Annotated in this window: 21 protein-coding genes; 8 read left to right on the plus strand and 13 right to left on the minus strand. The window is 44.8% G+C overall.

Annotated elements, in window-relative coordinates:
• Positions 1-2,116 precede the first annotated feature (2,116 nt).
• Positions 2,117-3,085 carry an integron integrase gene (locus AC27KT_RS11000; protein ID WP_012517162.1) on the plus strand — a complete coding sequence of 323 codons (969 nt, stop codon included), beginning with the start codon at positions 2,117-2,119 and terminating at the stop codon, positions 3,083-3,085.
• Between the two features lie 77 nt (positions 3,086-3,162).
• Here the strand turns inward: AC27KT_RS11000 and fadA are convergent, their stop codons facing one another.
• Together fadA and fadB are read right to left on the minus strand one after the other, a co-directional pair.
• Positions 3,163-4,326: an acetyl-CoA C-acyltransferase FadA gene (gene fadA, locus AC27KT_RS11005; protein WP_071816941.1), complete on the minus strand. Its 1,164-nt coding sequence runs from the start codon at positions 4,324-4,326 to the stop codon at positions 3,163-3,165.
• Positions 4,327-4,344: 18 nt separating this feature from the next.
• The gene (gene fadB, locus AC27KT_RS11010) at positions 4,345-6,495 is read right to left on the minus strand and encodes a fatty acid oxidation complex subunit alpha FadB (RefSeq protein ID WP_487129912.1); all 2,151 of its coding nucleotides are present in this window, start codon (positions 6,493-6,495) and stop codon (positions 4,345-4,347) included.
• Between the two features lie 496 nt (positions 6,496-6,991).
• Between fadB and AC27KT_RS11015 the strand changes: the two genes are divergently transcribed.
• The 3 genes from AC27KT_RS11015 to AC27KT_RS11025 all read left to right on the plus strand — a co-directional run bounded on the left by AC27KT_RS11015 (position 6,992) and on the right by AC27KT_RS11025 (position 11,438).
• Entirely contained in the window at positions 6,992-9,046 is a 2,055-nt protein-coding gene (locus AC27KT_RS11015; protein WP_487129914.1) for a transglycosylase SLT domain-containing protein, read from the plus strand.
• A gap of 165 nt (positions 9,047-9,211) precedes the next feature.
• On the plus strand, positions 9,212-10,543 hold the full coding sequence (pepQ, locus tag AC27KT_RS11020; RefSeq protein WP_487129916.1) for a Xaa-Pro dipeptidase: 1,332 nt from the start codon (positions 9,212-9,214) through the stop codon (positions 10,541-10,543).
• A 178-nt stretch (positions 10,544-10,721) separates the two neighbouring features.
• On the plus strand, positions 10,722-11,438 hold the full coding sequence (locus AC27KT_RS11025) for a ZIP family metal transporter (protein WP_487129918.1): 717 nt from the start codon (positions 10,722-10,724) through the stop codon (positions 11,436-11,438).
• 205 nt (positions 11,439-11,643) lie between these two features.
• Here AC27KT_RS11025 and ispB read toward each other — a convergent pair whose 3' ends face one another.
• Complete coding sequence (ispB, locus tag AC27KT_RS11030; RefSeq protein WP_487129920.1) at positions 11,644-12,618, minus strand: octaprenyl diphosphate synthase; 975 nt, start codon at positions 12,616-12,618, stop codon at positions 11,644-11,646.
• A gap of 852 nt (positions 12,619-13,470) precedes the next feature.
• Between ispB and rplU the strand changes: the two genes are divergently transcribed.
• From rplU to cgtA, 3 genes are all read left to right on the plus strand, one after another.
• On the plus strand, positions 13,471-13,782 hold the full coding sequence (rplU, locus tag AC27KT_RS11035; RefSeq protein WP_012517169.1) for a 50S ribosomal protein L21: 312 nt from the start codon (positions 13,471-13,473) through the stop codon (positions 13,780-13,782).
• Positions 13,783-13,797: 15 nt separating this feature from the next.
• Positions 13,798-14,055: a 50S ribosomal protein L27 gene (gene rpmA, locus AC27KT_RS11040; protein ID WP_012517170.1), complete on the plus strand. Its 258-nt coding sequence runs from the start codon at positions 13,798-13,800 to the stop codon at positions 14,053-14,055.
• Positions 14,056-14,314: 259 nt separating this feature from the next.
• Complete coding sequence (cgtA, locus tag AC27KT_RS11045; protein ID WP_071816947.1) at positions 14,315-15,493, plus strand: Obg family GTPase CgtA; 1,179 nt, start codon at positions 14,315-14,317, stop codon at positions 15,491-15,493.
• A gap of 204 nt (positions 15,494-15,697) precedes the next feature.
• On the opposite strand, the gene AC27KT_RS11050 is transcribed toward cgtA, so the two are convergent.
• Positions 15,698-16,063: a hypothetical protein gene (locus AC27KT_RS11050; protein WP_487129924.1), complete on the minus strand. Its 366-nt coding sequence runs from the start codon at positions 16,061-16,063 to the stop codon at positions 15,698-15,700.
• Between the two features lie 163 nt (positions 16,064-16,226).
• Here AC27KT_RS11050 and folA point away from each other — a divergent pair, with 163 nt between their 5' ends.
• Positions 16,227-16,733 carry a type 3 dihydrofolate reductase gene (gene folA, locus AC27KT_RS11055; RefSeq protein WP_487130273.1) on the plus strand — a complete coding sequence of 169 codons (507 nt, stop codon included), beginning with the start codon at positions 16,227-16,229 and terminating at the stop codon, positions 16,731-16,733.
• Positions 16,734-16,851: 118 nt separating this feature from the next.
• Here folA and rpoS read toward each other — a convergent pair whose 3' ends face one another.
• From rpoS to AC27KT_RS11100, 9 genes are all read right to left on the minus strand, one after another.
• On the minus strand, positions 16,852-17,844 hold the full coding sequence (gene rpoS / locus AC27KT_RS11060) for an RNA polymerase sigma factor RpoS (protein ID WP_136781015.1): 993 nt from the start codon (positions 17,842-17,844) through the stop codon (positions 16,852-16,854).
• 72 nt (positions 17,845-17,916) lie between these two features.
• Positions 17,917-18,786: a peptidoglycan DD-metalloendopeptidase family protein gene (locus tag AC27KT_RS11065; protein WP_487129926.1), complete on the minus strand. Its 870-nt coding sequence runs from the start codon at positions 18,784-18,786 to the stop codon at positions 17,917-17,919.
• Position 18,787: 1 nt separating this feature from the next.
• Positions 18,788-19,366: a YqaA family protein gene (locus AC27KT_RS11070; protein ID WP_487129928.1), complete on the minus strand. Its 579-nt coding sequence runs from the start codon at positions 19,364-19,366 to the stop codon at positions 18,788-18,790.
• Complete coding sequence (locus tag AC27KT_RS11075) at positions 19,363-19,998, minus strand: protein-L-isoaspartate(D-aspartate) O-methyltransferase (protein WP_136780390.1); 636 nt, start codon at positions 19,996-19,998, stop codon at positions 19,363-19,365. Before AC27KT_RS11075 ends, AC27KT_RS11070 begins: the two co-directional genes overlap by 4 nt.
• A gap of 82 nt (positions 19,999-20,080) precedes the next feature.
• The gene (truD, locus tag AC27KT_RS11080) at positions 20,081-21,166 is read right to left on the minus strand and encodes a tRNA pseudouridine(13) synthase TruD (protein WP_487129931.1); all 1,086 of its coding nucleotides are present in this window, start codon (positions 21,164-21,166) and stop codon (positions 20,081-20,083) included.
• Positions 21,163-21,636 carry a 2-C-methyl-D-erythritol 2,4-cyclodiphosphate synthase gene (ispF, locus tag AC27KT_RS11085; RefSeq protein ID WP_487129933.1) on the minus strand — a complete coding sequence of 158 codons (474 nt, stop codon included), beginning with the start codon at positions 21,634-21,636 and terminating at the stop codon, positions 21,163-21,165. Before ispF ends, truD begins: the two co-directional genes overlap by 4 nt.
• Positions 21,636-22,397: a 2-C-methyl-D-erythritol 4-phosphate cytidylyltransferase gene (ispD, locus tag AC27KT_RS11090; protein ID WP_487129935.1), complete on the minus strand. Its 762-nt coding sequence runs from the start codon at positions 22,395-22,397 to the stop codon at positions 21,636-21,638. Before ispD ends, ispF begins: the two co-directional genes overlap by 1 nt.
• 5 nt (positions 22,398-22,402) lie before the next feature.
• Entirely contained in the window at positions 22,403-22,693 is a 291-nt protein-coding gene (gene ftsB, locus AC27KT_RS11095) for a cell division protein FtsB (protein ID WP_014948164.1), read from the minus strand.
• A 99-nt stretch (positions 22,694-22,792) separates the two neighbouring features.
• On the minus strand, positions 22,793-24,508 hold the full coding sequence (locus AC27KT_RS11100) for a TIGR03545 family protein (RefSeq protein ID WP_487129937.1): 1,716 nt from the start codon (positions 24,506-24,508) through the stop codon (positions 22,793-22,795).
• Positions 24,509-24,638 lie beyond the last annotated feature (130 nt).

Below are 24,638 nucleotides of genomic sequence, written 5' to 3' on the forward strand. Positions count from 1 at the left end.
TTTTAAAAACTGTTGAAGCCAGCATACGATTGATTGTTACCACAGACAAGAAAAACGACTGTGCATAAATGTTTTTGATTTGACTGAAGCTAGCCGCCAGTTGGACTATCAAGTGTAATGGCGCTTGCTGGCTTAAAATAAGAACTTGGTGATAAAGCGCCTATTACACCACCGCTAGACCTAAAACGGCGGATTTAAACCTACCACAAGCCAGAGTGATGCTAATAAAAGTAGGTGAGGGTAGTTGTACTGGGATTTGTATTAAGCCAAACGCAGTTTAGGCTGACGCCTTATAACTTTTAAATAAGGGGCGCATACATGTGGGCTATAATGCGAAGCAGCCCACGTGTATGCGTCCCAGTGCGCGCCAGCGCACGACTTAATTTTTTTGTTATACACAAACCGTTTCTAAACTACCAGCATGTTGAGAGAAAACAGAGTAAAAGTACCGAATAAAACAACCAGAGATTTTAACTTTTACTTGCTGCCATAGAAGAGGGCGGCTTGAGTTGAAAAGCGGAACTTTCAAGATACCTTCGATGTTGACCGAAAACTAAAACGAACCCCCAAAGCTGTTGTAAAAAAGTGCTGAACTTTGGCCTGATTATTATTAAAAAATGGGTGGTGTATAACTTTTCAATAACGGGCGCAGGCGCGTAGGGCATAATGGCGAAGCCGCCCTGCGTGTATGCGTCCCAGCGAACGTAGTGAGTGAGTTGATTGAGTTGTTATGCATTACTTCCTCTGTAGTAAATATCTGGTGCTAGAGACGAAGTACCAAAGCGCAAACAACCAAGCGGTAAATTTAAACAATACTACAAAAGAAAACCAGAAAGGAGACTCAGTTAAGGAAACAGAATTAGTAGTTCGTAGGTTGAGTATCTCTTGGTGAAAAGCAGCGGTAAGAATTTGGTGTCCCAGCCATATTACGAGAAACAAGCTTACAAACATCCAAAACCAATTAAATGAATAATCGGGTAAGAGAGCTTTGAGTGAAAACACGCTTTTAAACATTCCTTGTCGTTTGATTGCCTATAGTTCTATTGGTAATGCATAACTTTTAAATAAGGGGCGCAGGCACGTGGGCTAGAATGCGAAGCAGCCCACGTGTATGCGTCCCAGCGAACGAAGTGAGTGTCTTAATTTTTTTGTTAGGTGCGTTCACAAAATAGCCTCAAATATTAAGTAAGCGTTGGTGACGCAGATTAAAACTCCTATGATAATCATAGTATTTGGAGGCAGCAGCTCTCTTTGAGAACCTAAACTATTTTTAGCATTCTTGCCTCGGAAGATAAGGTATACACCAACCAGAATAACGATACATTTGATTATAATATCGGCGAGGACATAAGAATCCATTCAAGTTCATTCCTGATAGCTAATAAAGTGAAAATTACTGGAATATTCCATTAAAGCACATAACTTTAAGCTAAGGGGCGCTAGCATGTGGGCTAAAATCCGAACGAAGTGAGTCAGCCCGCGTGTTAGCGTCCCAGCGACCGAAGGGAGTGAACTTGAGCGCTTTGTTATAAGCAGAGCCAGTTCCTTTGGTCTTTTTAAAAACTGTTGATGCCAGCATACGATTGATTGTTAACGCAGACAAGAAAAACGGTTGTGCAATGATGTTTTTGATTTGACAGAAGCTAGCCGCCATCTGAGTTATCAAGTGTAATGGCGCTTGCTGGCTGAAAATAAGGACAAGAAGGTAAAGCGCCTATTACACCACCTTTGAATTTTAAGCGGCGGATTTAAACCTACCACAAGCCAAAGCGATGCTAATAAGAAAAGGTGAGGGCAGTTGCACTGGAATTTTTGTAGAGCCGAACGCAGTTTAGGCTGACGCCTTCTAACAATTTAATCGTTCCCTAAAAAGGGCGATTTAACGAACCAGAACGGGTTTTTTGTCCGTTTGGCTATAAATATGATTAAACCATAACCTATCGATAGGATTAGTAAAATACGTTTTTGGTGTATTTTACTCAAAAGCTAAAAACACCAAAACGGGGTGCAGGTGATTTTGGGATATTTTGTGAGTGCCTTTGCAACAAAACAGGTACTAAAGTCAGTTATTTCATTGTGATTTTTTAAATAGACTTCTTTTATTTTGGAGTCGAATATGAAGTCTCAGTTTATTAAATCCCTGTACGAGCACATGATGCTGAAGCGCTATGCAAAGCGTACTATACAAACCTACATAAACTGGATTTCAGACTACATTCGTTTTCACAAATTTCAGCACCCGAAAGATCTCGACGTGTTGCATGTTGAAGCATACCTTACCCATCTATCTACCAAGCGAAAGAATGCGCGGTCTACACAAGCCACCGCACTTAACGCATTAGTGTTTCTTTACAATAAATATTTAGAACAACCACTTCCTTCCGACATGAATTTTGTGGGGAGCGGAAGGGAAAGGAAGCTGCCAGTTGTGTTAACCCAGTTAGAAGTAAAAGCATTGCTTGGTAGGGTGCCTACCCATCATTACTTAGCGGTAGCACTCCTTTATGGAAGTGGCCTTAGATTAATGGAGTGCGTGCGTCTTAGAACGGGAGATATAGACTTCGACTACAAGTGTGTGAGAATTTGGTTTGGGAAAGGGGGCAAGCATCGAGTGGTAACGCTGTCAGAATCACTTATCCCACTTTTAAAAAATCATATCAGTGAAAGTGAAAAACTTTTGCAACGAGATTTGATGGTGCCAGACTTTGCTGGCGCTTGGATTCCGCATGGGTTGAGGAAAAAGTATCAACAGCGCAATAAAACGCTGGAATGGCAGTATTTGTTCCCGGCATCAAAGTTAAGTATCGATCCAGAAAGCAAGCTATTACGGCGTCATCATATAGATGAAAAACAGATACAGCGCGCGGTAAGTCGTGCTTCAAGTGATGCGGGAATAATTAAGCATGTTACGCCACACACGCTTCGTCACTCATTTGCTACGCATTTACTGCAATCAGGTGCAGACATCAGAACAGTGCAAGACCAACTAGGTCACGCCGATGTTAGAACTACTCAAATCTATACCCATATACTTCAACAAGGGGCTAATGGTGTTGTCAGCCCACTTTCTAATTTAGCGTTTTAGTTTTCTTGTTTACCGAAACAAAAAAGGGCCCGAAGGCCCTTTTCAAAACTTAGTTTTAAAAGCGCTTATTTAAACGTTTATACACGCTCAAATACGGTAGCAATACCTTGGCCTAAACCAATACACATAGTCGCTAAGCCTAAGCTTACGTCTTGTGATTCCATTAGGTTGATAAGCGTACCCGAGATACGTGAACCAGAACAACCTAGTGGGTGACCAAGTGCAATCGCGCCACCGTTAAGGTTAATCTTAGTATCTAGGTGATCCATCCAACCAAGCTGCTTAATGCACGATAGTGCTTGAGCGGCGAACGCTTCGTTAAACTCAGCAAGTTCAATATCGTCCATAGTTAGGCCTGCGCGCTTAAGGGCTTTTTGTGTTGCTGGCACTGGGCCATAACCCATAATTGCCGCATCACAACCTGCCACTGCCATCGAGCGAATTTTTGCACGCGGCGTTAGGCCTAGCTCTTTCGCACGGTCTGCTGACATAAGTAGCATAGCCGATGCACCGTCAGACAGCGCAGAAGACGTACCCGCAGTAACCGTACCGTTTACTGGGTCAAACACAGGGCGAAGCGCCGCCATGCTCTCAGCTGTGCTTTCTGGGCGAACTACTTCATCGTAGTCAATAAGCTTTAATACGCCGTTTGCGTCGTGACCTTCAACAGGCACAATCTCGTTAGCCCAGCGGCCTTCAAGGTGTGCTTTGTGCGCTAGTTGGTGCGAACGCGCGCCAAATGCGTCTTGTTGCTCACGAGTAATACCGTTTTGACGGCCCAGTAGTTCGGCTGTCATACCCATCATACCCGACGCTTTTGCCGTGTATTTAGCAAGACCAGGGTGGAAGTCGATGTTGTAGTTCATCGGTACGTGACCCATGTGCTCAACACCACCAATCATGTAAATGTCACCACGGCCGCTCATGATGCCGCTTGTTGCATCGTGAAGGGCTTGCATTGATGAACCACATAAACGGTTTACCGTTACCGCGCCAGTTGTGCGTGGAATTTGTGTTAATAGTTGCGCGTTACGTGCAACGTTGAAGCCTTGTTCTTTAGTTTGTTGAACACAGCCCCAAATGATGTCTTCAATTTCCGCTGGGTTTACGCCAGGGTTACGCTCTAGTAGCGCGGTCATTAGTGCTGCAGATAGGTCTTCTGCACGCACATTTCTGAAAACACCGTTTTTTGAACGACCCATAGGGGTACGTACGCAATCGATTACGACCACTTCTTTCATTAGTTTTTCCTCCGGGTCTTATGCGAAATAGGATTTACCAGCAGCGGCCATTTCACGAACGCCGTCTGAGATCTGATAAATTGGACCAAGTTCAGCGTACTTGTCTGCCATCGCAACAAAGTTCGCCAAGCCAATGGTTTCAATCCAACGGAAAATACCACCGCGGAATGGAGGGAAACCTAAGCCGTAAAGTAGCGCCATATCTGCTTCAGCTGCGCTATCTACAATGCCTTCTTCTAGGCAGCGAATTGCTTCGTTTGCCATAGGGATCATAAGGCGTGCAATAATGTCGTCAGCGTCAAAGTCTGTCTTTTCAGCTACGTGTGGCGCCATTAGTGCGTAGGCTTCTTCAGCAGGTGTTTTAGACGGCTTACCGCGCTTATCAACACCGTAGTTGTAGAAACCTTTACCGTTCTTCTGACCTAAACGCTGTTCTTTGTAGAAAAGAGTTACTGGGTCGTTGTCTAGGCGAGCCATACGCTCTGGAATACCCGCTGCCATTACGTCTGCTGCGTGATCGCCAGTGTCGATACCTACAACGTCCATTAGGTAAGCAGGGCCCATAGGCCAGCCGAAGATTTTTTCCATTACTTTATCAACGGCAACAAAGTCAGCACCGTCGATAAGAAGCTTACTGAAGCCCGCAAAGTATGGGAACAATACGCGGTTTACCAAGAACCCTGGGCAGTCGTTAACCACAATGGGGGTTTTGCCCATTTTAAGGGTAGCGGCAACGACTGCATTGATGGTTTCTTCAGAGGTTTTTTCGCCACGAATAATTTCAACAAGCGGCATGCGGTGCACTGGGTTAAAGAAGTGCATACCACAGAAGCGCTCTGGCTTGTCTAAGCTTTCAGCTAGCTGGTTGATAGAAATAGTAGAGGTGTTTGAAGTGATGATAGCGTCGTCCGCTACATTGTCTTCTACTTCTTTAAGCACAATACCTTTTACTTTCGGGTTTTCTACAACCGCTTCAATAACAAGGTCTGCATCTTTAAGTGTGCTGTATTCAAGAGTAGGCGTGATTGCGTTAAGTGTTTGCGCCATTTTGGTCGCATCAACTTTACCGCGCTTCATACCTTTACCAAGAATTTTAGCTGCTTCTGAAAGGCCAAGGTCTAGTGCACCTTGATTAATGTCTTTCATGATAACTGGCGTGCCTTTCACAGCGCTTTGGTATGCAATACCGCCGCCCATGATACCTGCACCTAGTACAGCGTTAAGCTTAGATTGCTTGGTAGCTGCTTTCGCCTGCTTTTTACCTTTACCTTTAACTAACTGGTCGGCAAGGAAGATACCAATTTGTGCTTTGGCTGCGTCGGTTTTTGCTAGGGCTACAAAACCTTCATTTTCAAGCTTAAGTGCGCCGTCACGGTCTAGGCCCGCTGCTTTTTGAACAGTCTCAACCATTTTGTGCGGTGCTGGGTAATGCTTACCTGCTTGTGCAAATACCATGGCTTGAGCTGTACTGAAGCTCATCATCGCTTCGTTTTTGTTTAGCTGTAGTGGGGCCTTCTTAACCGCACGACGTGCTTGCCAGTCAAACTTGCCTTCTGCTGCGTCTTTCACCATTGAAAGCGCGCCTTCAACAAGTGCTTCTGGTGCTACAACGGCGTCAACCGCACCTTCAGCAAGGGCTTTCGCACCTTTTCTGTCACGGCCAGTAGTCATCCACTCAAGCGCATTGTCTGCACCAATTAGACGGGGTAAACGAACCGTACCACCAAAACCAGGCATAAGACCTAGTTTAACTTCTGGTAAACCAATTGAGGCGGTAGTGTCTGCAATACGCATGTCACACGCCAATGCCATTTCACAGCCGCCGCCTAGTGCGAAGCCGTTAACTGCAGCGATGGTAGGGAAAGGTAAGTCTTCGAAGCGGTCGAATACTTGTGACGTATTAGCAACCCACTGTAGTACTTCAGCGTCGTCCATAGCGAAAAGGCCAGTGAACTCGGTGATATCAGCACCTACGATAAATGCAGGTTTTGCACTGCGTACTACTAAGCCTTTAACATCGCCTTTAGCAAGTAGGGCTTGGGTTGCTTCGTCAAGTTCGCTCACTGTTTGGCGGTCGAACTTGTTTACTGAACCTTCGGCGTCGAATACCAGCTCAGCAAAGCCGTCATCTAACAGGCTGACGGAAAGACTTTTGCCTGTGTATATCATTATCATCTCCTTCGGCATTGGCCAGGATGTTAGTGAAGTAATCCAACTAATTTGTAGGGTCGTATGCATTCACTAACGCGTTAGGGTGGCTAGATTCTTTACAAAGCCACACAAAATTTCAACAAAAAATCAAACAAGCGTTTCAATTTGTCTAAGGTAGTGGTCCGATGACTTAAATTCAAGTGCAAATATCGAATTCAAGCTTCATTTCGGTATTGGTGGTTGTATAATGAGCGTTATTGTCGCAAAGCGCCAATCCAGCAAAAGAATAATCTACAATCATGTCAACTATGTTTGTAAAGCATAGCTAACGACAGCTGGCACAACATCTTCTTTGGCACGGAGCCAGGCTGAAACTTTCCCTTCGTTTATCTAACGAACGTATTGGAACAGTCGCAATGCTGCTTTTTTCAGCAACATTTTACAATCAGCTCGATTTGGCAAATTTGCCAGCGCTTATAAGCGTTCGAGTGTAGAGCAGGGTAGGAGTTCTATTGTGTCTGGTTTTTATTTTAGTTCGTGGTTAGGTCAGCGCTCGCTGACAAAAAACAATAAATTGCTCGCCACCGTAGTGGGAGCACTGATGTGTTCTTTCTCTTCCTTTGGTGCTTGGGCAACCCAGCCCTTAACTTTACCCGAAGACATATTCGAAAAAGATCGCGCTCGCTATTTAGAAGTTGAAAAGAAATTATTAACTTACTCAAAACGCAGCGTTCAGCATCTTGATAACGACATTTATGAGTTAGCGCACTACCCACTTTATCCTTATTTGCTTCGGCTTAAACTTGAACGCACCATGTCAATAAGAACAAAGCGCGATGTTAAACAGTTTCTGGAAGACTTTAATGGACAGCCGGTAAGCTATGGTGTGCGTTATAAGTGGCTTAACTACCTTGCAAAAAATGACTACCGCAGCACATTTTTAGAAAACTATCGCCCTGGTATGGGGGCAAGGCTTACCTGTATTGCGCTTAATTACCGCTTAAAAGAAGGTGAAAGCGAAAAAGATATATTACCTGAAGTTGATGCCCTGTGGCTTCATGGGCAGTCTCAACCTGATGAGTGCGATCCGCTTTTTGCTAAGTGGAAAAAAGCGGGCATGATGACACCAGAAATGGTGATAAAACGTATTGAGATTGCTGCGAAAGAAGATAATCGAAGTATTATCTCTTATCTCAAGCGCCAATTACCCAGTGATAAGCAATATCTTGCAGATGCGTGGTTATCAGTAACCCGAGATTCAAGCCGAGTTAACAAAGCAGCACTCTTCCCGTTAAAAAATACATCCCATGAAGCGGAGGTCATTGTATGGGCGGTAGAAAAACTTGCATGGCGAAACCCCGATTTAGCCGGCACAGTTTTTAACCGTTACAACGACAAGAACATCTTCTCACAAGCACAGCAGCACGTTATGCGAAGAGCAATAGCGCTTAGCTACACGTTAGACCGCCTTCCTCAAGCGCACCATTGGCTTGAACTTGCTGATGTTCACGGTGCCAGTGAAGATGTAAAGCTTTGGCATATTTCCCATTTGCTTCGCACGAAAAAGTGGCAGGAAGTGGTTAATGTTATTGTTAGCGCCCCTGCCAGTTTGCAGCAAGAAGAGAACTATCGCTATTGGAAAGCCCGTGCTTTAGAAGCGCTTGGTCAAACTATGCAGGCTACCGTGCTTTATAAAGAGCTTTCTCAAGAACGCCATTATTATGGCTTTATGGCAAGTGCGCACATAGGCGAAATTCCGTCGCTTGCGCACACGCCTGCGCCAAGAGACACGGCAGCTATTGCCAGTGTGGCGAAAACCCCTGCCACCATGCGCTCTGTTGAATTTTTCAGGTTAGACAGAACCACAGAAGCGCGCCGTGAGTGGTTCTATTTACTGTCACATTTACCCGAATCGAAAGTCACCGATGCGGGCATTTTGGCGTATGAGTGGGGCTTATACGATCAAGCTATTACCAGTTTTGCGCGAAGTGGCTATTGGGATGATGTCGAGCGCCGATTCCCACTGGCCTTTAATGATGTATTCAGCGAAAAGTCGCAGGCATACAGTATTTCAAAGTCGCTGGCTATGGCTATTGCACGCCGAGAAAGTTCGTTTAGAAGCGATGCTATCTCTTCGGTGGGAGCGGCAGGACTCATGCAGCTTATGCCGGGAACCGCGCGTTATGTAGCAAAAGAGAAAGTAAGTCGCAACACACTTTTTCAGGTAGACGATAACGTTGAATACGGCGTGCAGTACCTTCGTTATTTAATGGACAAGTTAAACAATAACCCAGTGCTGGTGTCCGCATCTTATAACGCTGGTTGGCGCAAAGTGTTGGAATGGTTGCCTGCTAATGAAGCGCTACCAGTGGATATTTGGATTGAGAATATTCCTTACAAAGAAACCCGTGCCTACGTGAAGGCGGTGATGGCGTATCAGCATATTTACGACCAGCAGCTAGGTGGAAACGAGAATATCTTCCCTCAACTTACCCGCGATATGATCCCATCGGCAGATGCAGTAAGTACACATCCGGTAACAGGTACACTGCAACTAGCACCGCGATAGCTATCGAAGGTTAGGCGTACGGGTACGCCTTTCATTACGTTGTTATTTTACCAGTATGGGAAACTTAACGTATACAACAGCACAGCGGTCTGAGCCAGTATGCATGTCATGCTGGCCTCGTGATACACTAGTAGCTAACTAACGACTAAAAAGATAAGAGGGGCTATGTCGCAACATAAAGCAACCTACCAACAGCATATCGAAGAGCTTCAAGCTAGAACTCGCGAAGCACTACAGCGAGAAGGGCTAGACGGACTAGTTATTCACTCAGGACAGGGCAAACGTCTTTTCTTGGACGATAATCACTACCCATTCAAGGTCAACCCGCAGTTCAAAGCATGGGTGCCTGTTATTGATAACCCCAACTGTTGGCTGGTGGTAAACGGTGTAGACAAGCCTACGCTCATTTTCTATCGCCCCGAAGATTTCTGGCACAAAGTGCCGCCAGAGCCAAATGACTTTTGGACTGACAGCTTCGACATTAAACTACTTCAACAGGCCGATGCGGTAGAGAAATTTCTGCCTTACGATAAAAGCCGTTTTGCCTATGTGGGCGAATATATTGAAGTAGCCAAAGCGTTGGGTTTTGACAATGTAAACCCAGACCGCGTGTTGCATTATTTGCACTATCAACGTGCTTATAAAACCGACTATGAACTTGACTGCATGCGTGAAGCTAACAAGCTGGCGGTGGCAGGTCATAAAGCGGCAGAGCAAGCTTTTCGCAATGGTAAAAGCGAGTTCGACATTAATTTAGCTTATGCCTCTGCGTGTCGACAGGGCGATAACGATGTGCCTTACACCAGTATTGTGGCACTTAACGAACATGCTTCAATTCTGCATTACATGCAGTGCGATACTGTAGCGCCAAAAGAATCGCGTTCGTTCTTAATTGATGCGGGAGCGAATTATCATGGCTATGCGGCAGATATTACGCGTACCTACGCTCAAGAGGGGGTTCATAATTCAGCGATGTTCCGCGACCTCATTCAAGCGGTAGATAAGGTTACGCTGACCTTAGTCGATTCGTTAAAGCCGGGTGTAGCCTACACAGACATTCACTTGTTAGCCCACGATGGTATTGCGCAAATTCTTCACGACACCGGCATGGTGAACCTTACGCCGCCAGAAATCGTGGAAATGGGGATTACGCGCACATTCTTCCCGCATGGCATTGGTCACTTCTTAGGGTTACAAGTGCACGATGTAGGTGGTCTTGTAAACGACGATCGCGGTACGCCTAAGCCTGCTCCTGACGATCACCCGTTCTTGCGCTGCACGCGTATGGTAGAAGCGCGCCAAGTGTTTACTATTGAGCCGGGTTTATACTTCATCGATAGCCTGCTGCGCGACCTTAAAGCAACGCCTGCGTCTAAATACATCAACTGGAATACCATTGATGCATACAAGCCCTTTGGCGGCATTCGCATTGAAGACAACATTATTGTGCATCGCGATAAGAACGAGAACATGACCCGAGATTTGGATTTAAATTAATCGGCTTGCTTGTGTATGGCTAATAGCTAACACAACCCATCGTCATGAATGCAAAGAGCAGTCTAAGGCTGCTCTTTTTCGTTACGCGCGTAGAAAAGGATTTATTTGTAAACCAATGGTGCTGAGAGCAGTAATCAATTAGAAGGCGCACACAAGTAATGGCTAGAAAGGAGTCTTTATGGCACAAGGCAATATAGTAGGTTTATTGATAATGGCAACGGTAGCTGGCCTTGCCATGCCCGCGGGCGCTATTTTAGCGACTTACCAGGGTATTCAACCTAAGTGGTTAGAAAAAGAGTTACGCCACGGCATTTTAGCACTTGGGGCGGGGGCCCTAATCTCTGCGGTAGGCTTAGTGCTTGTGCCCGAAGGGATAAAAGACGTATCGTTATTGGCGGCCATAATGTGCTTTGTTGGTGGCGCTTTAGCTTTTATGGCTCTTGATATTTACTTGGCGAAAAAGAAAACCGCAGGCAGCCAGTTAGCCGCCATGCTCAGTGATTTTGTGCCTGAGTCTATCGCCCTTGGTACTACGGCAGCACTAGGCGGTGGCACTATGTTGTTAGGCCTATTGATTGCGGTCCAAAATCTACCTGAAGGGTTTAATGCCTACAGAGAGATGTTGCCCAAAAACAAACAGCGTAGCAATAAACTCATTGTTATCTTTGTTTTGATGGCGCTACTTGGCCCCTTGTTCAGTTTGCTAGGCTTTTATTATTTAGCGCAGTTCCCAGTGGTTATGAGTGGGATCATGCTGTTTGCTGCAGGTGGTATCCTTTATTCAGTGTTCCAAGATATTGCTCCGCAAATTCGTATGGAAAACCATTGGCTTCCTCCACTTGGCGGTATTCTTGGCTTCTTAGTGGGCCTGATCGGCTTTATGCTTGAAGGGTAGCTTATAAAAAATGCGCTTAGCCTAAACGTTTGTTTTCATGATGAATCAGAGCAGAGAAAGTTCTTTATTGAATTGGCTTGTCAGAGTTTCGAAAACGTTTTGTGTATCGACAAATTTGAAGCCTACGTTTTAAGTGCGATCCAGGTTTTACCCACAAAAAAGGCGTGTTGGTTACAACACGCCTTTTCATAGCATCAGTCGGTAATTAGCTAGTACGCTCAATTGAAATATGAGCCAGCGCAATAAGCGCTTCTTTGTAGTCAGAGTCTTCTATAGCGTTAAGGCTATCAATGGCCATTTGCACTTCTTTTTGCGCACATTCACGTGTGTAGTCCAAAGCGCCGGTTTCTTTCATAATACCTTGAATACGCGTAAGGTGTGGAAGTCCATTACTTTGTTCAATGGCTTCTTGAATAAGCGCTTTGTCGTCGTCATTTTTTGCATGCCACATAGCGTACAACAATGGCAGCGTAGGCTTACCTTCAGCTAAGTCGTCGCCAGCATTCTTACCCATTTCTTCACTGTCAGCCATGTAGTCCAGAATATCGTCAGCTAGCTGAAAGGCAGTACCTAGGTGCTTGCCGTATTCTTGCATGGCGTGTTCAATGTGCTCGTCTTTGTCAGTCAAAACAGCAGCTAACTGTGTTGCAGCTTCAAACAGACGCGCTGTTTTACCATAAATAACATCAAAGTAGCGCGCTTCGGTAGTGCTAGCGTCGTTACAATTCATCAACTGCAACACTTCGCCTTCTGCAATTTGGTTTGTGGCTTCGGAAAGAATTTCCATAACGCGCATGCGTTTCAGGCTTACCATCATTTGGAAAGAGCGAGTATAAAGAAAGTCGCCTACTAATACCGACGCCTGATTGCCAAAGATAGCATTTGCAGTCTCACGCCCTCTGCGCATGGTCGACTCGTCAACCACATCGTCGTGTAGCAGGGTAGCGGTATGAATAAATTCTACAATTGCTGCAAGCGTATGGTGATCGTTGTTGTCTATTCCCATTGCCCGCGCACTTAACACGGTAAGAAGTGGGCGTAAGCGTTTGCCGCCACTGTTTACTATGTAAAAACCAAGCTGATTAATAAGGGCAACATCAGAGTCGACTTGTTGTTGAATCAGCTGGTTTACCGCCTGCATATCATCATTAGACAGGGCGCGGATTGAATCTATATCCATAGGCATGGCAATAAATACTTACTCTTATCGTCTTGGGCAATTATTGGTGGCGATTGTACCTTAATCATCAGTACTATCCACCAAATTGTCTTAAAAAATGACAGCTTAACGTATTTACGTGTAATTCCTTAAATACGGTTAAACCGAAAGTGAAATTAGTCGAAATGTAATCCACTATCGAAATTCCATTCTTTGCAGTGTATTTGTTCAAGCGTTTTGTTGCCAAATCGGGCGAATCCATTCAGTTACCTCTGATTATAGATGCTCTTGTCAATTTTTCATGCCAAAGCGCTATTTTTTGATGTTTAAGCAAGAAAATTGAGCGGTACTGCCAGGTTGATTTTGGTCCAAAAGAGAAAAATGAAAGTGGGCGACGGAGATCGAAATTTCACATTAACAATAAAACGCCCAAATGTTGAAGCGATCCGTACTAGAGATCTGATCATCGCTCGTACAAACACCCCGCTCTTTGCTCAAAGCGAATGTAATTACAATTAAGTCGGAAATTGAACGTATGATCGTAGTAGTGCGTTGCCGATCTGTTGGCGATCTTGTTAACGGATCTCTTACAATTGAGATCGCGTTTTTCATCAAACTTAACCTGTATTACGGCTACTTTTATCTTCCCATACTGATAATTTTTTGCTGATTTAATGAAAAAAATTGTGATTTTTTAACGGTTTTTGGGCATTTGAAGCTGCATCAAATAAGCAATTGGGGCATAATTCGCCCCATGTTGGAAAAATAATCTATTTTTCTGCGAATCGGGGTTGTGATTTACGGATGTTTCACGTACAATTCGCGCCCTGTTTTTTGAATTGAAGCGTCAGTGGACGCAGAGCGGAGTTAACTATGTACGCGGTTTTCCAAAGTGGCGGTAAACAACACCGTGTGGCCGAAGGCCAAACCGTTCGTCTTGAAAAAATCGAAGTAGCCCCAGGCGAAACGGTTGAATTTGACAAAGTTTTAATGGTAAGCAACGGTGACGACGTAAAAATCGGCACACCAATCGTTGCTGGTGGTAAGGTGACTGCTGAGGTTGTTACACACGGTCGTGGCGATAAAGTAAAAATCGTTAAGTTCCGTCGTCGTAAGCACTCTCGTAAGCAAGCGGGTCACCGTCAGTGGTTCACAGAAGTGAAAATCACTGGTATCAACGCATAATAGGAGCACGAACACATGGCACACAAAAAAGCTGGTGGTAGTACCAAAAACGGTCGTGATTCAGAAAGTAAACGCCTAGGTGTTAAGCGCTTTGGTGGTGAATCTGTTCTTGCTGGTAACATCATTGTTCGTCAACGTGGTACTCGTTTCCACGCTGGTGACAACATGGGTATCGGTAAAGACCACACGTTGTTTGCACTAAAAGACGGTAAAGTTCAGTTCGACGTTAAAGGACCGAAGAACCGTAAATTTGTAAGCATCGTAGCTGAGTAAGCGCGAAAGCTTCTCGCCGAACAGGCTTAGAAAAACCCCGCGCTTGCGGGGTTTTTTGTTTTGTGAAACCTTTCTTTCTTTTTCTGTTCTTAATTAATAGCGTTTACATTCTGAAAATGAATTAGCGCTGAACAAGGTTTTACTTTTCAATTTTTTAGAATGCTGAGCAGACTCAAGAGCGCCGATGCGCAATTTGGTGTAAACTTAGTATTCGCATTAATAAGTTAATAACCCACGGCATTACAGCCCGGAGTGATAAATGAAATTTGTAGATGAAGCTGAAATTCGCGTTGAAGCCGGTGACGGCGGCAACGGTACCATTGGCTTTAGAAGGGAAAAATACGTACCTAAAGGTGGCCCAGACGGTGGCGACGGTGGTGACGGCGGCAGCGTATTCTTACAAGCCGATGAAAACCTAAATACATTGATCGATTATCGCTTTGAGCGCTTTCACCGTGCTGAGCGTGGCCAAAATGGGCAAGGCGGCAACTGTATCGGTAAGAAAGGTAAAGACCTCACCGTAATGGTGCCAGTGGGTACACGTGCTACTGACAGCGACACGGGCGAAGTTTTGGGTGACTTAACTCGTCATGGCCAAAAGCTTAAAGTGGCACAAGGCGGTTTTCACGGTTTAGGTAATGCCCGTTTTAAAAGCAGTACGAACCGTGCCCCACGTCAAAAAACCAATGGTACACCAGGTGAAATTCGCAACCTTAAGCTAGAGCTTATGCTTCTCGCCGATGTTGGCTTACTTGGTATGCCTAACGCAGGTAAATCAACCTTTATCCGCTCTGTATCAGCAGCTAAGCCTAAAGTGGCTGATTATCCGTTTACCACCCTTGTGCCTAACTTAGGTGTAGTTCGTCAAGACTCACAGCGCAGCTTTGTTGTTGCTGATATTCCCGGTTTGATTGAAGGTGCTGCCGATGGTGCTGGATTAGGCATACGCTTCTTAAAGCACTTAGAGCGCTGCCGTATTTTGCTTCACGTGGTCGATATTTTCCCTGTTGATGAAACCGATCCTGCCGAACACGCAAAAGCGATCATTGAAGAGCTTGAAAAATACAGCCCTAAATTGGCAGAAAAGCCCCGTTGGTTGGTATTTAATAAAGTCGATTTGCTACTTGAAGAAGAAGCCGAAGAGCGCTGTCAGCATGTTATTGACGCATTAGAGTGGGAAGGCCCAGTTTATCAAATTTCTGCGTTCCAAAAGATGAACCTAGACCCTTTGTGTAACGACATTATGGACTTCATCGAAACCCTTCCAGCAGAACTGGAAGAGGAAGAAGAGAAAAAAGAAGTAGAATTCAAGTGGGACACTTACCACAAGAATACACTTGAAGCCCATGATGAATTTGAAGATGGCTTAGGCGACGATCTCGATGATGACGACTGGGACGAAGACGATTACGACGTGGAAGTTGAGTATCGTCGCTGAGAAACAGTCGTTGAGAAACAATCGCTGAGAGTCAGCAGTTGTAAAACAGACCTTAAGCAATAACCGATAAGAAAATACTTAAAGCAATTAGCATCGTGTTTGTATCGGTAATAGTTTGACGTAAATAAATCGTTGTCAAAAATAGAAAGCTCGCATATTTGTTAAAGCAAAGTGCGAGCTTTTTTCATGCAGCGCAAACCATTTTTATACGGTAAAGCTCATTGGTATGGTGTTGTTTGCAACACTATTAGACGCTCTTATTACCGCATGAGCTCTATCTACTATGGCGTTTCTATGATGAGGAAGTGTTAAGTGGAAATAGATCTCTTCAAGCGAGCTGGTTAAATTCATAATTTTGGCAGTCATCGCGTTATTCTCGCCGCCGTCAACTTCAAGCAAAATAACAGCGATATCAAATGCGCATCCAAGATAAGGGATTGCTTCACTTAACTGACCACTCTGCATCAGCATAGTGCCTTGCATTTCATCCCGTGCCATTACGTGAAGCGCTTGCTCTGGATTGCTATAGACCCAGTCAGCATGTTTAGGGCATAAGTAATTTATTAGCATTGTCGCCACCTCCTGACTCTACACTAGAGTATCTTTTTTCTTATTGCAAATGATAATTGTTTTTATTTGATAACTGAAGAGCGGACGCTTTTTTCTTTCGAAGTTGATATACTTCATTGCATAAAAAAGAACTTAGTCTGAAGGTTTAAAAATGAAGATAGCGATGATTGCTGCTATGGCAAAAAACAGAATTATTGGTGCAGACAATGATATGCCGTGGCATTTACCCGCTGACTTGAAGCATTTTAAAGCTATCACCTTGGGCAAGGCTGTAATAATGGGTCGCAAAACCTACGAATCAATCGGTAGGGCGCTTCCGGGTAGGCCAAATATTGTGATCACGAGTAATGAAGATTACAGCTTATCTGACGCTACTGTGGTTGACTCTCCAGAATCGGCATTTGAGGTCGCAAAAGTATTAAGTAATAAAAGTGGCGAGAATGACGAAGTAATGATAATTGGTGGCGGCACTATTTATCAGTCATTTTTAGATAAAGCGGATATTTTGTACCTTACTCATATCGAGCTAAGCGTTGAGGGAGATACCCAGTTCCCAGATTACGAGGCAGCAGCAAGCTGGACTGAAATATCGCGGGAACCGCATAGCGCCGATGAAAAGAATGCGCATGCTTACACCTTCGTTACGCTTGTAAAAAACCAACAAGACTAGGGGCAGGAATCCGCTAAACCTTTTCAACGTTAGAATAAAAAAATGCCAGTGTTGAAACGCTTGTTTAGAAGCGTTTCAACACTGGCATTTTGCCTTTGCTTTGCAATGTACGCAGAAGCTACTTCATTTGGTCGAACAAATTCTCTAGTGAAAGACCTTGATGACCCAGCATATCGCGAAGACGGCGAAGTGCTTCCACTTGAATTTGACGTACACGCTCACGTGTTAAGCCAATTTCTGCACCTACATCCTCAAGAGTTGATGGTTCATATCCCATAAGGCCGAATCGGCGAGCAAGTACTTCGCGCTGCTTAGGGTTTAGTTCTTCAAGCCAAGTAACAATATTACTTTTGATATCTGAGTCTTGTAAGCTTTCTTCAGGGCTAAACTCTTTCTCATCAGCAATAATGTCGAGAAGTGCTTTATCATTCTCTCCACCGATAGGTGTATCAACAGAGGTAATGCGTTCGTTTAAGCGTAGCATCTTAGTGACGTCTTCAACAGGCTTATCAAGCGCTGCCGCAATTTCTTCAGCAGTTGGCTCATGATCAAGCTTTTGTGAAAGTTCACGAGAAGCTCGTAAATAAACGTTTAGTTCTTTCACTACATGAATGGGCAAACGAATGGTGCGCGTTTGGTTCATAATAGCGCGTTCAATGGTTTGTCGAATCCACCATGTGGCGTACGTTGAGAAGCGGAACCCGCGTTCAGGATCAAACTTTTCAACGGCACGAATTAGCCCTAAATTACCTTCTTCAATTAAATCAAGAAGTGCTAATCCACGGTTGTTATAACGGCGAGCAATCTTAACAACAAGGCGAAGGTTGCTAACAATCATTCGTTTGCGAGAGGCTTCGCAGCCTTTCAGTGAGCGACGCGCAAAATAAACTTCTTCTTCTGCGGTCAGTAGTGGTGAAAAACCAATCTCCCCTAGATAAAGCTGTGTGGCATCTAGGTTTTTAGGTTGGTCATCCTGACTGAAAATGGCATCATCATTTTCTAGGTCAGCGTCGTTGGTTAAGGTTTCGTCAGCTTTCATATCAGCTGGCATATCGATGACATCTAAGTCATCTTGCGGTTTTGATTCCAAGGCTTTATTTGACTTACCCATCGTGAATCTCCTGCTACAAGGTTTACCTTATGACGTTTCTCCTTTATCTATTATTATTATTATTTATTTTTATTATTTTAATACTGGCAGGTATTTCATAGGGTCTAACGATTTCCCTCGATACCTAACTTCAAAGTGAAGTTTTACCGAATTTGTGCCGCTGTCACCCATGGCTGCAATCTGCTGCCCTGCCGACACCCATTCTCGTTCTTTGACTAAAATAGTGTCGTTGTAAGCATAAGCACTCAAAAAGGTGTCGGTATGTTTAATTATTACTAAATTACCGTAACCTCTTAAGGCACTTCCTGAGTAAACAACTTTTCCATCTGCTGCTGCGACGACTTTACTGCCTCTAGCACCAGCGATATCAATTCCTTTGTTGCCTGACTCAGACTTACTGAAAGTACCAACTATCTTACCTTCTGCTGGCCAAACCCACTTTTCAACTTTGCTTGGAAAGCTCGTCGGCGTTTGTTTTTTGACGCTTTGTGACGGCTTCTTGACAGTTGTAACTTTTTGTGGCTTAACAACTTTTTCACTTTCACGATACGCTTGTGGTGATGGGCGGTCAACCAAACTTTTGTCTACTTTAGAGGTGGTCGGAGTTGTTGACTGTTTGGTCTTGACCTCAGTTTTTACGGGAGCTACAGCCACATTCGACGGAGGCGATACATTCAATATTTGACCGGGAAAAATAGTGTAAGGGGCTGATAAACCATTGTATTTTGCTAAATCGCGATAGTCATTCCCGGTATACCAAGCTACTGCGTAAAGGGTATCTCCCCGTTGCACTTTATAGGTTTTTTTTGTGTATTCTTCGCTTCCATCTGAAACTTGGCTATTTAATAAAACGACGGGAGCGGGTGCACTTCTTCCTGCACAGCCCCCGATGAGTACACAAATATATAACAAAATTCCTATGTGAACATTGGATGTACGCATGTCATCGCAGTAATAAATAAGCGAGTATGGCAAGAATGACGACAGCCCATCCTAGCACTTCTACATACTGTCTTAGCTTTTGTTCCATGGCTGCACCACCCCAACGCATAAGCGCGGCAACCAAAAAGAAGCGGGCGCCTCGTCCAATGGCCGATGCAAGTACAAAGGGTAAGAAAGCCATTTGCAAGAATCCAGCACTTACAGTAAAGATTTTATAGGGAATAGGCGAAAAGCCAGCAAGAAAAACTACCCATACGCCGTAGTCTTTAAACCACTGCATTGCCGTGTCTATTTTGTGGGTATACCCCCAGCTCTCGATAAGCGGCGCCAGCCAAGCATCGAAAGCAAAGTAACCAAGCCAATAGCCAGCTATACCGCCCAAAATCGACGCGATGGTCGTAATAAAAGCGAACTGCCATGCTCTAGCAGGCTGGGACAGTGCCATTGGAGCGAGCATAACATCAGGTGGAATAGGGAAGAAAACCGACTCTGAGAAGCTTAACCCGCCCAAATATTTGGTTGCGTGACGATGTCTCGCCCAGCGTAACGCCATGTCATAACATGGCTCAAAAAGCTTCACATTAGCTCTCCTGCTACAAGGGGAACAAATCGGACCGATTCAATGGTCGATGTTTTTAGTTCACCTTCAATCCTATCAATACACAGTAACGATTGTTGCTCGTTACCTACGGGAATAATCAACCGCCCGCCTTCTTTAAGCTGATCGCACAAATCCTGTGGAAGACTTGCAGCGGCGGCGGTGACAATAATGGCATCGTAAGGGCCCTTGGACGCCCAACCTTTCCAACCATCGCCGTGTTTCATTGCAATATTGTGAAGGTCGAGCTGATTCATTCGACGTTTCGCTTGGAACTGCAACGATTTAATACGTTCAACACTGAATACTTTGGCGAATAGCTGCGCAAGAATAGCGGTCTGATAACCTGATCCCGTACCAATTTCTAACACTTTCTCGGGTTTGTTGGGACTACCTAGCAGCAACTCTGTCATTTTCGCAACAATATAAGGCTGCGAAATGGTTTGTCCTTGACCTATCGGCAGTGCCGTATTTTGATAGGCCTTATGTTTCAGCGCGTCGGGTAAAAAGCTCTCCCGCGGCGTACCAGCAATGGCGTTCAATACTGCTTGCGAACGTATTCCCTCGTTATAAAGCAGTTGTGCTAACGCGTCTCCTTTTCTAGAAGCTCTCATGATGTTGCGTACTTTCCTTTATTTTTATTCACAGCTACGCGAGGTTAAGTCTGTTGCGCGCCACACTTTTTTATCAATACTGTTAAACCCGATTAATTGGGGATAAGGTCTCTACGCACTCTCTAAGGACTGAGGTTGCAAAGCAGCCGCTTGGAAGTGCAAATGAGATAGTAAATGTATCACCCTTGCTCTGCCATTCAAGCTGTGAAGGCCATATTTTTATCGCTCGACGCTCTTGTTCGAGCCCGCATTGGCTTAAAAAGTCGATAACTTCACTATTTTGCTCAGCAACAGCCTGTTCTAAAACGAGCGTGTCAGCTTGCGTAACAAGGTCTCCTTTACCCCAAAGTGGAGCCGATGGGCACACATCTTTGGCATTAAAACGACGTTGTGCGTCTTGCTGTTGCTCAGAGCCGTCAGAACCTTCGTTGATGAAAAAGCTGTTAGAACCCGAAAGCACCAGCGCGTCGCCGTGAGTGACCTTGTCGAACACGTCTTTTTCTAAACGTGCAGAAAGCATTTCATTAAATAGCCAGCTGCGCAGTGCAGAAAGCGCCATGGAACGTTTGTTGCGGTGTCTGATGGTTTCACCGTTTACCATCCGCTCGGCCATTACCAGGTTTCCACCGCGCTGCACTTCACCCATGTCATTTAAGCGCATCACGCCAAAGCGTTGTTCGCCGTAATAGTTTGGCACACCGTGCTTTTCAATTTCCTGAAGACGCTCTTCAATGGCCTCAGGATGCAGTACCTGGCGCAGGGTAATCGTAAAGTGATTGCCTTTAAGCTGACCGGTTCGCAACTTTTTATTGTGACGCATTTGCTTAAGCACTTTAACGCCTTCCAGTTCAAAGTTGCTGAAGTCGAAGTCAGGCTTACCCGGCGCGTGAATACCAAACCACTGTTGCGTTACCGCGTATTTGTCTTTGCGACCAGCATAGGTAATTTGGCGTAATGGAAGGTTAACGAAACGGGCTAGCTGCTCAGCGACAAACGCGGTATTAGTGTTGGTTTTTTCAATAAATACAAACTGGTGCTCGCCTTCACCACAAGGGGTATAACCCAAATCCTCGACAACTTGAAAATCGTCGGCTTGGAATTTAAAAATACCGGTGGATACAGGCTTTGCGAAATAGTACAGCCAGTGGTCAGTGTGTAAAGGCTTCATAATTTTTCCAGTAGAACAACGGCGTGAGAGGCAATGCCTTCTTTACGGCCTGTATAGCCTAGCTTTTCAGTGGTCGTTGCTTTTACGTTGATGTCGTCAAGCGATACGTTGCAGTCTTGGGCAATAATCTCGCGCATAGCAGCTATATGCGGCGCCATTTTAGGTGCTTGCGCCACAATGGTCATATCTGCATTACTTAAGCCGTAGCCTTTCTCCTTTACTACATTGACAACGTGACGCAGCAGCACGCGGCTGTCTGCACCCGCGTAAGCGTCGTCTGTGTCAGGGAAGTGCTTGCCAATATCACCGAGTGCTGCTGCTCCTAGCATTGCATCACACAATGCGTGTAGCAAAACATCGCCATCTGAGTGGGCTAAAAGTCCTTGCTCATAGTCGATACTGACTCCCCCTATTGTGATGGGGCCTTTACCGCCAAACTTGTGTACATCAAATCCGTGTCCAATTCGCATTATGATTGTGCCTTTTGATTTTTTGCGCTGTGGCTTTGAACTCTGTAGTTTTGAGCGTTCTGGCCTTGCGCGCTAAATTTTTGCTTAAGATAAAATTCTGCCAACGGAAGATCGGCCGGATGCGTTATTTTTATATTTGCCGGACTTCCGCTTACCATGGCAACTTTATAGCCTTCAAGCTCCATGGCAGAGGCTTCGTCTGTGATATTCGCGCCTTGTGATAAACCATTTTGAAGAGCGCGTTTTAGCAATGTTGCTGGAAAAAGTTGAGGCGTTAAAGCGTGCCAAAGACCGTCTCGATCCTCAGTATGAGAAATAACATTAGTTGAAGGTTTGACCCGCTTCATGGTGTCACGAACCGGCGTTGCTAGAATGCCGCCAGAAACGTCATCACTGTTCATTAATTCGAGCAGCGCGGAAATATCGCTCTCTTCTATACAAGGCCTCGCGGCATCGTGAACCAATGCCCAATCGTTCTCGCCAAGTGACATAAGCCCGTTCAATACGCTATCAGCGCGTTCCTTTCCGCCATCTACAACGCGAATGGGTTTTTCACGTAACTGATATTGATCAAAATACGCGTCACCTGGGCTTATCGCTACGATCACGTCGTCGATTAACGGATGCTGTAGCAGCGCGTCAATCGTGTGCTCAAGAATAGTTTTACCATTTAAGGTGAGGTATTGCTTTGGGCGGTCAGCCTGCATTCGGCTGCCAACTCCGGCTGCGGGGATAACCGCAACAACGCGGGGCGATGTCATTTTGTTCACTTAGAATCTGCGGGCAAAATACGGTAGAAGGTTTCTCCCTTTTTGATCAGACCGAGTTCATTTCGGGCTCTTTCTTCAATGGCTTCTAGACCAATTTTTAAATCGCTAATATCAGCTTTAAGTAGGGCATTGCGCTGAGCGAGGTTGGCATTTTGAAGAGCTTGAGAGTGAACTTCTTGTTTTCGGTTGAAGTAATCGGGAATACTATTTTTTCCAAACCATAGCCTGTATTGCAATAGACCAAGCAGTACTATCAATACAATGGGAAGCCATTTACCTTGCAACACAGATTCACCTGACAATGTGGTTAAGCGGAAAAAAAGCAGAGGCTCTTCGCCTCTGCTGAGTCTTATTATGCCGCGAAGCAGCGTCGAGTCAAAGGCGCATTATTCACCTTGGCCCAATTTTCCCTTCAATTTATCAAACAGCTTACTTTTTTGCTGCTCAACAACGCTGTTAAGTTGAGCTTGAAGTAGTTCCTGAAGAGCTGCGCTGTCGCCTTGGGCCGCGCTAAGCATACTGTTTACGTCGACAAGCTCGCCTGATAGCAATGATTGCTCGTTGCTTATCATGCTGTTGAGTTTATTGTTTAATTCATCCAGCTTGTCTTTTTGGCTGGCAGTAAGCTGTGAAAGCGCCGCTTTGGCCAGCTTGTTATCAAGATCAGACTTAATGTTAAAGCCAGGATCTGAAAGCGTGCCGTCTAGCAGCATCGTCATGTTCAAGCTGGTTAACGTTTGCAGTGCCTGCGCAATAGCACTAGTGATATCACTGGTTCCAGTTGCTTCCATAACGAGCTGTTGAAGGTCAACTTCGCCCGAACCAGTAAGCATGTTATCTGTGACTTTCATCGAACCATTGGTTTTCATCAGCGCTGATTTAAGCACCGCATTTAGCGTTTCATTACCGCTAAACGAAATGTTAGACATATTTACGCCGGCTAGCTGCCAGACTTGGCTGGCATCAACACCGTCGCCGTCAATCCAGAATTCACCGCTGGAAGTAAACGACTTTAATAACTCGCCCGCTGCTTCAATAGTAAAGGTGGTGGGGTTACCGAATACTTCGTGAACGTTTGTAATATTGTTCCATTTGCTGGTGATAGATTCATTTTGCCAAAGCACTGATACATTGGCTTCTTTCACCAAAATCGAGGGCACTTCAGTCGGTGCTTCACTTTTTTCTTCACCTTGAATGAGCGGCATAACAATTTGCATTGCTGCCAAAAGGTACTCCGTGTATTCCGCCGCTTTGTCACCAAACACAAAGTAAGTTACTTGAGAAAGTGCCGCTTGGTCACCTGCAATTACCCCTTTCAGCAGCGCGTAATCTTCTTGTGGCGCTTTCTTTAGTGCTTCAACACTTTCGCTTAGGGCTTGTTTGGCATCACTCGCTTTTTCCGTGAATTTGCTAATAAGCGCGCGGTCTGCCTGCATTTCTTCTTTTAATTTATCAAACGAAGATTTCGCCTGTACCAAAGCTTGTGGGTCTTTGTAGTTTGTTTCTTTTAGCTGGGCTACCTGTGTTTTATAGTACTCAATGCGCGACTTATCAGGTAAAGATTCATAGTCTTCTTTCAAACCTTTTCCATAGGTTTCGTAAGCAGACTTTGCATTTTCAATGGCAGCAGTGGTTTTTAGTGGATTGCGGGCGAGAAGTTCGTCAACCGTAGGCACGGCTTCTTTGGCTTTTGCTTTAATTTCGTCAAACGACAGAGAGCGTTCTGGAACGCGATACACTTCACCTTCAGACTCACGTTCAGTATCAAACTGTACTTTAAGTAGGTTTAAGTTATTAACAATAACCTGATCATCAAGCAGTGGCTTTAACTCTACGTCCGCATTCGCTTCACCCACAAAAACTTGGTTGTGTGATGGCTTAGTGGGGTTGGTTAGCGCAATACCTTTTAGCGTTACCGTTGTTGGAAAAAGAGAATGATCGAATTCATCGATATTTACTTCTGCCCCGTAGGACTCACCCAGTTTTGATTCAAGGATGGACTTAATAATGGCATTGGCGAATAAAAAGTACACCAAGAATAGCAATACGAAAAAACCGACAACCCATAATAAAATAGGCTTACCCTTTGAACCACTACTCATATTCAACTCCTTGATTTGATACGTGTCTACCGTTACGAGCAATAAGTTACTACTTAATTCCAGTGGAAAAGCCAATTAAAAAGCGGAAATCGGCACGTAGCGACTTTTAGTGTCTGAGTGTAATGCACTC

The sequence above is a fragment of the Alteromonas sp. 5NW40-0090 genome (assembly GCF_057552975.1).